Origin of the sequence: Methylobrevis albus (assembly GCF_015904235.1) — a bacterium.
GTDB lineage: Bacteria > Pseudomonadota > Alphaproteobacteria > Rhizobiales > Pleomorphomonadaceae > Methylobrevis_A > Methylobrevis_A albus.
On record NZ_JADZLT010000049.1, the window covers coordinates 282670 to 294945 of the forward strand.

The window sequence follows — 12276 nt, forward strand, 5'->3', positions numbered from 1 at the left end:
CCGAAGGGCGCCCCTGCTGTCGTTCGGGCAGCGCCTTGCCGGTCAGCGCCGCGTCGCGACCAGGTCCACGCTCGCGGAGCTGTTCGACGGATTGGCGATGCGCAGCGTGAAGTTGCCGGTGGAGCCGTTAAAGCCGCCCACCTGAACGTAGTAGAGCGTGTTGGCGACGGCGTTGAAGCGCACGAGGCTGTTGACGCCGTCGCCGCCGTCGTCGTCCTGGGCGATGGCGGTCAGCGCATTGACCGCGGTGCCGCGATAGACGCCGAGCTTGGTGTCGTAGTTGCTACCGTTGGTGTCGATCTGCCAGGTGCCGGCGGCCGCGGCGCGGAAGCGGAACCAGACGGTCGCGGTGCTGTAGGGCTCGCCCGATTCGGCCGACGAGCCCCTGTTGCTGCCGGTGAGCGAGAGGATGCCGGCGGCCGGGATCGTCAACGTCCGGGCGGCGGCGAAGTTGTCGTTCGGCGGCGGCGGAACCGTGCCGACGGTCGAGATCACCACGTGGCCATAGGTGCTCGCGCGGAGGCTGCCGACGGCGACATAGTAGAGCCGATTGGCGACCGTGTTGAAGCTGACGCGGCTCGCGAGCTGCGTGGCGCTGACGTTGTTGTTGCTCGCGACCGGGGTCGACAGCGTCTCGAGGGTGGTCTCGTCATAGACCGCGAGCACCGTGTCGAAATCCGATCCCAGCGTGTCGATGGTGACGAGGCCGCCGGTCGCGCGGAACTTGTACCAGAGCGTCTTGTCGTCGGTGGAGACGACGTGGCGCCGCTCGCCGGTCTGCCGGGTGGCGAAGGCGTTGTTGGTCGACAGCGACGCGTTGATCGGCAGCGTCAGGGCGCGGGCGAAGGCGTCGTTGCTCGGCGGCACCGGGTTGAGCAGGAACAGCCGGGCGCGCTCGAGCTTGATCAGCGGCTTCTTGTGGATCGTGTCCTGGATCAGCTGGCCGGTCTGCTGCAGCGCCGCGAGGATCTGCGGCGCCTTGGCGGCCGGGAACAGCTGCTTCAGCGCGGCGAAGGCGCCGGCGACGTGCGGCGAGGCCATCGAGGTGCCGCAGAAGGCAGCATAGCTGTTGGTCTGCACCGACGAGACGATGCAGTCGCCGAACTCGCCGCCGGGTGCGAACAGGTCGGTGGTCTCGTTGATGTCGGTGAAGGTCGAGGGCACCGAGGTCTTCGACACCGACGACACCGAGATCGCCGTGCTTATGCAGCCCGGCGCGCCCATGAAGTCGTTGCCACCGCCATTGCCGGCCGAGATCATCACCGGGACGTCGCGGTTGCGCAGCCGGGTCAGGATCGCCTTGGTGTTGGGGAAGTTGTCGTCGCACTGCCCCGACGAGCCGCCGCCGCCGATGCTCATGTTCACCGAGGCGATGCGGTGGGTGTTGTTGTTGGTCAGCACCAGATCCTCGACGTGCTCGAAGGCGCGGTCGAGATTGGAGAACGCGGTGCCGCTGAACGGCCCGAACACGTTGATCGGGATATAGCGCGCGGCGCGGGCGACGCCGAGGCGGGGGTTGCCCGCGAGGGTGTTGCGGCCGATGGCGATGCCCGCGACGTGGGTGCCGTGGCTCTGGCCGGGCTTCGCCTCGGCGGCGCCCGCACCGATCTGCTCGCCGGTGCCGTTCGGGCACCCGGTGGTGCCGGCGATGAAACAGGCCTCAGCGGCGGCGATGTGGCGGTTGCCGAGGAAGGGATGGCTGCGCTGGGCGCCGTCGTCGATGATCGCCACGGTGCGGCCCGAGCCGGTGCCGCCGGCCGACTGCAGCGTGTTGGCCTGGATCTGCGGAATGCTCTGGGTCAGATCCTTGAACACCGGCACGTCGTAGTTGATGGCGACGACGCGCGGATCGGTGGCGAGCGCCTTGATCTCCGCCGTGGTGAGTTTCGTCGCGAAACGCGGCGAGGTGGTGAGCTTCAGCACCGCCTTGCCCGGCACGAGGCCGGCCACCGCCGCGTCGAGCGTCGCCGCGATCGCCGCCTTGGCGGCGCCGCGCGTCGCCGCGTCGTCGAGCTGGGCCGTCACCGCGTCGGCGGAGGCCAGCGCCACCGTCACCACGACCGGGATCGGGGCGGTGCCGTCGAGAAGTTTGGCGAATTCCTTGGTGACGACGATCTTGCCGCCCGTCTCGTCGGCGCTGGCCGCGCCGGCGAAGGTCATGGCAACGGCGATCGCGATCGCCGATACCAACCTCGTCCTGTCAATCATGACCGATTCCCCCGACTAAAAAATAAATGCAAAGGCCCGGCAGACCGCCAAAGTACAAAACGTACCTGGCGTCATGGCGGAGTCATCGCCCGAAATAAGCAGGCGATGGACGATACTTCCGCTCCCGATTTTTTGCTCTGTCAATAGATGGCTGCAAAGAAATGGGGAGTCGCGTGCAATGTGCCGGAAAGCAATCCTGAGGCGACCGCGACGTCGGTGACTGCCGACGCGCGGAAATTCCAAGCAAAACAAAAGGAGCCGGCGTGAGCCGGCTCCCTGATGGCAGCATCGAAGAGGCCGCGAGCCGTGGCCCGCGACGGATCGTCAGGTCACTTCATCTCGATCAGCGAGACTTCCTCGACCGCCGCGCCGGGCGCCGGGCGCGGTGCGGCGATGCGCAGGCGGATGTTGCCCTGGGCGTTGTTGTAGCCGCCGACCTGGACGAAATAGACCTTGTTGGCGACGCCGGTGAACACGACGCGGCTGGTCCGGTCGGTCGCGCTACGGTCGTCGTTGTACAGCACCAGGTTCAGGTTCTGCAGCGTGGTACCGTCGTAGACGGCGAGCGTCGTGTCGAAGTCGCTCTGCGCCGTCTCGACGATCCAGCGGCCCGCGGCGCTGGTCCGGAACCGGTACCAGACGGTCGCGCTCTCAAAGCCCTGGATGGGTTCGCCCGCCTCGGTGGTCGCAAGCAGGTTCGAGGAACGCAGCGCCACGGCGCCGCCGACCGGCGGCGAGCTCACCGCACGGCTCGACGCGAAGGCGTCGTTCGTCGGGGGCAGCGGCTGGACGGCCGTGCTGATCACGACGTGGCCCTCCTCACCCGGCGCGGCGCCGCCGACGGCGACGTAGTAGAGCCGGTTGCGGTCGGCATTGAAGGAGACGGTGCTCGCCTTCTGGGCGCCGCCGACGTCGTTGTTGGCGGCGACGGGGGTCGAGAGCGCGGCGAGCGAGGTCTCGCTGTAGACCGCGAGCACGGTGTCGAAGTCCGAGCCGAGCGTGTCGATGGTGACGCTGCCGCCAGTCGGCACGCGGATCTTGTACCAGATGGTCTGGCCGTCGGTCGCGGTGACGTGGCGGCGCTCGCCGGTCTGGCGGGTGGCATAGGTGTTGTTGCCGGCGAGGTAGCCGTTCAGCGGCAGGTTGACCGCCTTGGCGAAGGCGTCGTTGGTCGGCGGCGTCGGGTTCAGCAGGAACTGGCGCGCGCGCTCGAGCTTGGTCAGCGGCTTGGTATGCACCGGCGTCGTGATCGCCTGCCCGGTGCGCTGCAGCGCCGCGAGCATCTGCGCCGGCGTCGCGTTCGGGAACAGCTGCTTCAGCACGGCGAACTGGCCGGCCACCATCGGCGACGACATCGAGGTGCCGCAGAAGGCGTCGAAGGCGTTGGTCTGCACCGAGGAGACGACGCAGTCGCCGAATTCGCCGCCGACCGAGAAGAGGTCGGTGGTGCGGTTGATGTTGGAGTAGGACGCGCGCGCCGACGTCTTGCCGACCGATGCGACGGAGACCGCGGTGCTGATGCAGCCGGGGGCGCCCATGTCGTCGTCCCACGAGTTGTTGCCGGCCGAGATGGCGACCGGAATGCCGAGCGCCCGCAGGCGTTCCAGCACGGCCTTGGTGTTCGGCAGGGCGCTGTCGCACTCCGTCCTGAACCGGTTGCCGCCGATGCTCATGTTCACCGCGGCGATCTTGTAGCGGTTGTTGCCCTCGAGGACGAGGTCTTCGACATGCTCGAAGGCGCGGTCGAGGTTGGAGAAGCCGGTGCTGCCGAACGGGCCGAACACGTTGATCGGGATGTAGCGCGACGCGAAGGCGACGCCGGTGCGCGGCCCGGCCGCGCCGCTGCGCCGACCGACCGTGATGCCGGCGACGTGGGTGCCGTGGCTCTGGCCCGGGGCGGCTTCCGAGGCGCCGGCGCCGATCTGGGATCCGGTGCCGTTCGGGCAGGCGGAACTGCCGGCGATGAAGCAGGCCTCGGCGGCGGCGATGTGGCGGTTGCCGAGGAAGGGATGGCTGCGCTGGGCGCCGTCGTCGATGATCGCGACGGAGAGGCCGCGGCCGTTGCCGCCGGCCGAATGCACGGTGTTCGCCTGCACGATCGGGATCGCCTGGTCGAGGTGCTTCTCGACCTGGATGTCGTATTCGATCGAGGCGACCGTCGGCGAGGCGGCGAGCGCCTTGATCTCGGCCGGGGTCAGCCGGGTGGCGAAACGCGGCGAGGTGGTGAGCTTCAGGACGTTGCGGCCGGGCACCAGGCCGGCGACCGCGGCGTCGAGGTCGGCGGCGATCCCGGCCTTGACGGCAGCGCGCGACGCGGGCTCCAGCAGGTCGCGCGCCGAGGCGCGGCGCAGCGTATTGATCGTCACGACGACCGGCACGGCTTCCGTGCCGTTCAGCAACTCGACGAAATTCTTGTTGACCACGATCTTGTCCGGCAGGGTTCCCGGCTTGTCGGCCGCGAACGCAGGCAAGGCCAAGGCAACGGCACTGGCAAAGGCCAGCAGCCGCGATAGAGACATATTCATAATACGACCCCCGATGCTAGGAATCCGGCACGTCCCTGGCCATCGGTGCACGCAATATGTCCGTGCTGGGCCGAGAAGATTTGCCGCCGAACCACCAAATCAGAAATGACTGGATCAGCGGCTCTGTTCTAGCCTTGCACCGGCGACCGGGCAAGCAAAAGCCTCCGCACGAAAGGTCTCGTCGCCGGCAGGCTTGCAGCAACGGGCGTCGCCCCCTATCGATGCCGCAAAGCCGAATGGACGGAGCCCGGATGAGTTCGCTGCGTACTGTCGTCGTCGGAGCCGGACAGGCGGGCCTGCAGCTGGCGCTGAGCCTGCGCGAGGCCGGCGAGACCGGCCCGATCTTGCTGCTCGGAGACGAGCCCTCCGCCCCCTATCAGCGCCCGCCGCTGTCGAAAGCGTTTCTCGCCGACAAGGTCGATGCCGCCGGCCTGCTGCTGCGCCCGCCCGAGGCGCTCGTCGCCGGCGGCATCGAGTGGCGCGGCGGCGTGCGCGTCGAGGCGATCGACCGCGCCGACGCGCGGCTCGAGACCGCCGGCGGCGAGCGGATCGCCTATGACCGGCTGGTGCTCGCCACCGGGGTGCGCAACCGCCGCTTGATGCTGCCGGGCGCCGATCTCGCCGGCGTGCTGTCCGTGCGCACGCTCGCCGATGCGGTGGTGCTGCAGCAGGTGTTGCCCGCGGCGCGCGACGTCGTGGTGATCGGCGGCGGTTTCATCGGCCTTGAGGTGGCGGCGCTGGTCGCCGCCGCGCGCGGTGCCGGCGCAGCGCCGGTCCGGGTGCTGGAAGCGGCGCCGCGAGCGCTGGCGCGGGCCGCCTCGCCGGCGATGTCGGCCGAGGTGACCGCCCGGCTCGCCGCCGCGGGCGTCGTCGTCGAGGCGGGCGCGGCCGTCGCCGGGCTCGAAGGGCGAGACGGCCGGGTCGCCGGCGTGCGGCTCGCGGCGGGGGATCTCGTGCCGGCCGACCTCGTCATCGTCGGCATCGGCGCGGTGCCGAACACCGAGCTCGCCGTCGGCGCCGGCCTCGTCGTCGACAACGGCATCGCCGTCGATGCGGAACTCGGCACGTCCGATCCGGCCATCGCGGCGATCGGCGACTGCGCGTCGTTTCCCGACGCGCGGACCGGCCAGCGCATCCGCCTCGAGTCCGTGCAGAACGCCGTCGACCAGGCACGCCATCTCGCCGCGCGCTTCGCCGGGCGCGCCGGGCCCTATGCGGCGGTGCCGTGGTTCTGGAGCGACCAGGGGCCGCTGAAGATCCAGATCGCGGGGCTCACCGCCGGCGCCGACCTCGTGCTGCCGCGCATCGATGCCGCGGGGGCGACCATGCTGTGCTTTGCGGGTGGGCGGTTCCTCGGCGCGGAGACGATCAACCGGCCGGGCGACCACATGGCGGTGCGCCGGCTGCTCGCCGCGGGCACGGAGCTCGACCCGGCAACCGCCGCCGACCCCGCCTTCGACCTCCGCGCCGCCGCGGGCGGGCGGCGGCACGGGTGAGGGGGTAGGACACAGCGTTCCATCTGCCGGCGCCTCGGCTTTTCCGTTGCCCTTCGAGACAGGCGCTGCGCGCCTTCCTCAGGATGAGGGAAAAGGATAACGGTCTGAAGAGAAAACAGAAAACCCCTCAGGCCTCATCCTGAGGAGGCCCGAGAGGGCCGTCTCGAAGGACGAGGCCGGGCGCACGACCCCGCTCCGACTGCGAACCCGACAGCCGTGAGTCAAGCCCGGCGATGACGGATCGAAGGTCGAAGTGATGTGCTGCCGAGGGTCGCGTCCGGGCGGCGCAGCTTCGTCGATGATGTTATCGAGCAAGCCAAGACGCGTTAGCAAGATGTCGCGGTAAGCCACATCGATCCGCTTGCGTGGCGTCGTATAGCTGGCTTGGAAAGCGTTGGCGATCCCATTGGGGAGGAACGAACGCGCCGACACGAGCGATTTGTTTGAGCAGTCTCGTTTGGCAAAAACCGCTATAGCTTAGCAGAAAATTAACTCATGCTGATGACTAGTTCCCTCAACATTTCAGCATACCTAATCTCAGAGAATGCAATCACAAGATATTCTTTTAGATAATCCTGCCTCGCCTCGCCCTTTCGTAGATGCAATGCAGAACCTGTCAGTCTGTGCTGTATTTCGTTAATTGCCATCATCAATTTTTCGTCGCTAACATGGCCACTTGGATAAGCGGTTCTACTCACAACTGTTAGTTTGAAAGATAAATTTAAAACTAAATCTATTATTTTTTCATTACTCATATTTTCAATGATAAGTTGAATATCCTTCATTTTAATAAAATCCCCCTACATTTCATCATCATACTCTCCGGGATAGCTCGTTTCAGATTTATCCCTTTTAATTTCCACTTGAGGCAGCGCATCTACGTCATACCCTAGCTCTCGCAGGCCTTAGTCTTCGTATTGCCATCCCAAATTTCACCATCTGGCGTAACTTTTAGTGGTTCTTTCGCGCCCGGTACTAATGATTTGACTATCTCGTCGGTTTTAATTGCTTACCAATGCTCAAGTCTGTAGTATTCTGCCCCGTTTTCCATGTAGAATCTTTGTGCATACTCTCCAGTTTCGGCAAACTTGACCCACACGGTGCATTATTAACCCAAATGCTTCCATTTCCCACGAAGAAGGAATGATCCGTCTTATCGGCGTGAAAAGCAGCTCCTCGTCGCCGTTCGGCTTCCTGTTCTTCAGACCTCCCACCCTCGCCACCCCGCCAGCCCGGATCGGTCTCTCGATGGAACTCGCCCTCTTCCCCCTGCTCGCGCTGGTCGCCGCCCTCATCGAGGCCGGGGCCGGCTATCCGGCGGCGGTGTTCCGGGCGATCGGGCATCCGGTGACGTGGATCGGGGCGCTGATCGCGGCGCTCGACCGGGCGCTCAACCGGGACACGGCGACGCCGCGCCGGCGCCGGGTCGGCGGGGTCGTGGCGCTTGGGGTGCTCGCCGGGGTGCCGGTGCTGGTCGCCGCCGGGGTGCAGGCGCTGCTGCTGCCGTTCGGCTGGCTCGGCTTTGCGCTGCTCGCGGTGCTCGCGGCGAGCCTGCCGGCGCAGCGCAGCCTGCATGAGCATGTCGCGGCGGTGGCGGATGGATTGCGCGACGGCCTCGAGCCCGGCCGGTTGGCGGTCGGGCGGATCGTCGGGCGCAATCCGGCCCTTCTGGATGAAGCCGGGGTGGCACGCGCGGCGATCGAAAGCCTCGCGGAGAACTACTCCGACGGCGTCGTCGCGCCGCTCGCCTGGACCGCGGCCTTCGGCCTGCCGGGCGGGGTGTTCTACAAGGCGGTCAACACCGCCGACAGCATGATCGGCCACCGCACGCCGCGGCATGAGGCCTTCGGCTGGGCCGCCGCGCGGCTCGACGATCTCGTCAACCTTCCCGCCTCGCGCCTCGCCGCGCTGGTCCTCGTTCTCGCCGCCGCGACGCTGCCGGGGATGAATGCCGCGGGCGCGATCCGCGCGGTGCGCCGCGACGCGGGCCGGCACCGCTCGCCGAACGCCGGCTGGCCGGAAGCGGCGATGGCCGGGGCCCTCGGCCTCGCGCTCAACGGCCCCAAGGTCTACGGCGACGTCCGCGTCGAGGACGCCACCATGGGCGACGGCCGGCGCGACGCCGGGCCGGCCGACATCGACCGGGCGCTCAGGCTCTACCGGCGCGCGCTGGTGATCGAAACACTGGGGCTCGCCGCGGTCGCCGGGCTGGCGCTCGCGGCCTGAGTGACGTCAGGCCGCGACCGCCGTCCCCTGATCCACGATCCGCACCACGTCGGCCATGATGTCGGTGAGCTGGAAATCCTTCGGCGTATAGACCGCGGCGACGCCGAGGGCCTTCAGGGTTGCGGCGTCGTCGGGCGGGATGATGCCGCCGACGACGAGCGGCACGTCGTCGAGGCCGCTCGCGCGCATGCGGGCGATCACGTCGCGCACCAGCGGCACATGGCTGCCCGACAGGATCGACAGGCCGATGATGTGGACGCTCTCTTCCAGCGCGGCGTTGACGATCTCGGCCGGGGTCAGGCGGATGCCCTCGTAGACCACCTCCATGCCGCAGTCGCGGGCGCGCACGGCGATCTGCTCGGCGCCGTTTGAGTGGCCGTCGAGGCCGGGCTTGCCGACGAGGAACTTGATCCGCCGCCCGAGCCTTTCCGAAACCGCGTCCACGGCGGCGCGGACCGCCTCGATCTCGCCGATGCCGGCGCTCGCCGCGGCGCCGACGCCGGTCGGGGCGCGGTATTCGCCGAAGACGTCGCGCAGGGTGCGGCCCCATTCGCCGGTGGTGACGCCGGCCTTCGCCGCGGCGATCGACGGCTCCATGATGTTGCGGCCTTCGCTCGCGGCGGCGCGCAGGTCGGCGAGCGCGGCAGCGACGGCCTTCGCGTCGCGCTGGTCGCGCCAGGCTTTCAGCGCCTCGATCGCCTCGGGCTCGACGTGCTCGGGCACGGTGAGGATGCCGCCGTCCGCGCCGGCGGCGAGCGGCGAGGGTTCGGTCTCGGTGAACTTGTTGACGCCGACGACGGTCTGCTCGCCGGCCTCGATGCCGGAGAGGCGGCGCGTGTTGCTCTCGACGAGGGCGCGCTTCATGTAGCCGCTCTCGACGGCGGCGATCGCCCCGCCCATTGCGTCGATGCGGGCGAGTTCCTCGCGCGCCTCGGCCTTCAGCCCCTCGACCTTGGCGTCCATGACGCGGCTGCCGTCGAAGATGTCCTCGTGTTCGAGCAGGTCGGTCTCGAAGGCCATGATCTGCTGCATGCGCAGCGACCACTGTTGGTCCCACGGCCGCGGCAGGCCGAGCGCCTCGTTCCAGGCCGGCAGCTGCACGGCGCGGGCGCGGGCGTTCTTCGACAACACCACGGCCAGCATCTCGATCAGGATGCGGCTGACGTTGTTTTCCGGCTGCGGCTCGGTGAGACCGAGCGAGTTGACCTGCACGCCGTAGCGGAAGCGGCGCATCTTCGGGTCCTCGATGCCGTAGCGGCTTTCGAGGATCTCGTCCCAGAGCGCGGTGAAGGCGCGCATCTTGGCGATCTCGGTGATGAAGCGCATGCCGGCGTTGACGAAGAAGGAGATGCGGCCGACCGCCGCCGGGAACTCGGCGGCGGGGATCGCGCCGGAGGCCTTCATGCCGTCGAGCACACAGACGGCGGTGGCGAGGGCATAGGCGAGCTCCTGCACCGGCGTCGCCCCGGCCTCCTGCAGGTGGTAGGAGCAGACGTTCATCGGGTTCCACTTCGGCATGTGCTGGTAGGTCCAGGCGATCATGTCGGTGGTGAGCCGCATCGAGGGCGCGGGCGGGAACACATAGGTGCCGCGCGACAGATACTCCTTGATGATGTCGTTCTGCGTCGTGCCGTTCAGCTTCGCCCGGTCGGCGCCCTGCTCGTCGCCGGCCGCGACATAGAGCGACAGCAGCCAGGCCGCGGTCGCGTTGATCGTCATCGAGGTGTTCATCCGCTCGAGCGGGATGTCGGCGAACAGGCGGCGCATGTCGCCGAGATGGGCGACTGGCACGCCGACCTTGCCGACCTCGCCGCGCGACAGCGCGTCGTCGGGGTCGTAGCCGGTCTGGGTCGGCAGGTCGAAGGCGACGGAGAGGCCGGTCTGGCCCTTGGCGAGGTTGGAGCGGTAGAGCGCGTTCGAGGCCGCGGCCGTCGAATGGCCGGCATAGGTGCGGATGATCCAGGGCTGGTCGCGTTTCACGCTCATCTTGTCGCCTCCGCCGCGGCCTGCCCGAGACCGGGGCAAGGCCGACCGCTCGCAGCCCGCAGGACGGCGGGCGCGCCACATGCTGATGCTATAGGATGATGCTTCGCGGACGGGGAAGCCCTCCCTTGGCGGCATGGGCCGCCGGCACGGCCCGGGCACAATACGGCCGCACCGCATCAAGTCATTGAACAGAATTGGTTTTCATGCCCGGGCAGGTGCGTTCGGTGCGCGATTCCGCCGGCCGGGCGGAACAATTGGACGCACCTGCGGCCTGGCCCGGGGCGGCCATCGGCGCCGCCGATGCGCCGATGCGACGTGTTGCCCTATCCCGCAGGCGCACGGCTTCAGCGCATGGTGCCTCCAGCCGATGCCGCAGTGCAAAAGTGGCGCGCCTCGCGTGCCGCGGCCTGCACCGCACGCGGTGATCACCATGCCGCCACCCGGCTGAAGGCGCCCTCCGGAGAGAACGGGCGCCCCGCGGGCGGTTCGACCGAGGCAAGGACAAGGGAGCCACCATCATGCAAGCCGTCGCCAGCAGCCGGGCCGAGCCTGAGCTCAAGGACCTCTACGACGTCGGCGAAATCCCGCCGCTCGGCCATGTGCCGGCGAAGATGTGGGCGTGGGCGATCCGCCGCGAGCGCCACGGGCCGCCGGACACCGCGATGCAGCTCGAAGTGCTGCCGACCTGGACGCTGGAGAGCGACGAGGTGCTGGTGCTCGTGATGGCGGCCGGCGTCAACTACAACGGCGTCTGGGCCTCGCTCGGCCAGCCGATCTCGCCGTTCGACAGCCACAAGCAGCCCTACCACATCGCCGGTTCCGACGCCTCGGGCATCGTCTGGGCGGTCGGCTCGAAGGTGACGCGCTGGAAGGTCGGCGACGAGGTCGTGGTGCACTGCAACCAGGACGCCGGCGACGACGAGGAATGCAACGGCGGCGACCCGATGCTGTCGCCCTCGCAGCGGATCTGGGGCTACGAGACCGGCGACGGCTCGTTCGCGCAGTTCGCGAGGGTGCAGAGCCGGCAGCTGCTGGCGCGGCCGAAGCACCTCACCTGGGAGGAGAGCGCCTCCTACACGCTCACCCTCGCCACCGCCTACCGCATGCTCTACGGCCACGCGCCGCATACGCTGAAGCCGGGCCAGAACGTGCTGGTCTGGGGCGCGTCGGGCGGCCTCGGCGTGTTCGCGGTGCAGATCTGCGCCGCGGCGGGCGCCAACGCGATCGGCGTGATCTCGGACGAGTCGAAGCGCGACTACGTCATGAGCCTCGGCGCCAAGGGCGTGATCAACCGCAAGGACTTCGCCTGCTGGGGCCAGCTGCCGAAGGTCGGCTCGCCGGAGTACGACACCTGGTTCAGCGAAGCGCGCAAGTTCGGCAAGGCGATCTGGGACATCACCGGCAAGGGCAACAACGTCGACACGGTGTTCGAGCACCCCGGCGAGGCGACGTTCCCGGTGTCGTGCTTCGTCGTGAAGCGCGGCGGCATGGTGGTGTTCTGCGCCGGCACCTCCGGCTTCAACATCACCTTCGACGCGCGCTACGTCTGGATGCACCAGAAGCGCATCCAGGGCTCGCACTTCGCCCACCTGAAGCAGGCGTCCGAGGCGAACCGCTTCGTGCTCGACCGCCGCGTCGACCCCTGCATGTCCGAGGTGTTCGCCTGGGACCAGGTGCCGGCGGCGCACATGAAGATGTGGAAGAACCAGCACGCGCCCGGCAACATGGCCGTTCTGGTGAGCTCGCCGGTGACGGGGCTCCGGACGCTGGAAGACGTGATCGCGGCCGGCCGCTGACCGCCGTCGTCTCTGGTCGGGATTTCATCAATGAGGGGG

General features: G+C 68.3%; 7 protein-coding genes. 3 read left to right on the forward strand and 4 right to left on the reverse strand.

Annotation, left to right across the window (positions count from 1 at the left end):
- Window positions 1–42: 42 nt before the first annotated feature.
- The gene (locus I5731_RS08510) at window positions 43–2208 is read right to left on the reverse strand and encodes a S8 family serine peptidase (protein WP_197310929.1); all 2166 of its coding nucleotides are present in this window, start codon (window positions 2206–2208) and stop codon (window positions 43–45) included.
- Window positions 2209–2537: 329 nt separating this feature from the next.
- On the reverse strand, window positions 2538–4685 hold the full coding sequence (locus tag I5731_RS08515) for a S8 family peptidase (protein ID WP_197310930.1): 2148 nt from the start codon (window positions 4683–4685) through the stop codon (window positions 2538–2540).
- Window positions 4686–4984: 299 nt separating this feature from the next.
- On the opposite strand from I5731_RS08515, the gene I5731_RS08520 reads away from it, so the two are divergent.
- Entirely contained in the window at window positions 4985–6229 is a 1245-nt protein-coding gene (locus I5731_RS08520; protein WP_235981641.1) for an NAD(P)/FAD-dependent oxidoreductase, read from the forward strand.
- Between the two features lie 488 nt (window positions 6230–6717).
- Here the strand turns inward: I5731_RS08520 and I5731_RS08525 are convergent, their stop codons facing one another.
- On the reverse strand, window positions 6718–7014 hold the full coding sequence (locus tag I5731_RS08525) for a hypothetical protein (protein WP_197310932.1): 297 nt from the start codon (window positions 7012–7014) through the stop codon (window positions 6718–6720).
- Window positions 7015–7477: 463 nt separating this feature from the next.
- Here I5731_RS08525 and cbiB point away from each other — a divergent pair, with 463 nt between their 5' ends.
- Complete coding sequence (gene cbiB / locus I5731_RS08530; protein ID WP_197311174.1) at window positions 7478–8455, forward strand: adenosylcobinamide-phosphate synthase CbiB; 978 nt, start codon at window positions 7478–7480, stop codon at window positions 8453–8455.
- A gap of 6 nt (window positions 8456–8461) precedes the next feature.
- Here the strand turns inward: cbiB and I5731_RS08535 are convergent, their stop codons facing one another.
- Window positions 8462–10441 carry a protein meaA gene (locus I5731_RS08535; protein ID WP_197310933.1) on the reverse strand — a complete coding sequence of 660 codons (1980 nt, stop codon included), beginning with the start codon at window positions 10439–10441 and terminating at the stop codon, window positions 8462–8464.
- Window positions 10442–10959: 518 nt separating this feature from the next.
- Between I5731_RS08535 and ccrA the strand changes: the two genes are divergently transcribed.
- Window positions 10960–12237 carry a crotonyl-CoA carboxylase/reductase gene (gene ccrA, locus I5731_RS08540; protein WP_197310934.1) on the forward strand — a complete coding sequence of 426 codons (1278 nt, stop codon included), beginning with the start codon at window positions 10960–10962 and terminating at the stop codon, window positions 12235–12237.
- Window positions 12238–12276 lie beyond the last annotated feature (39 nt).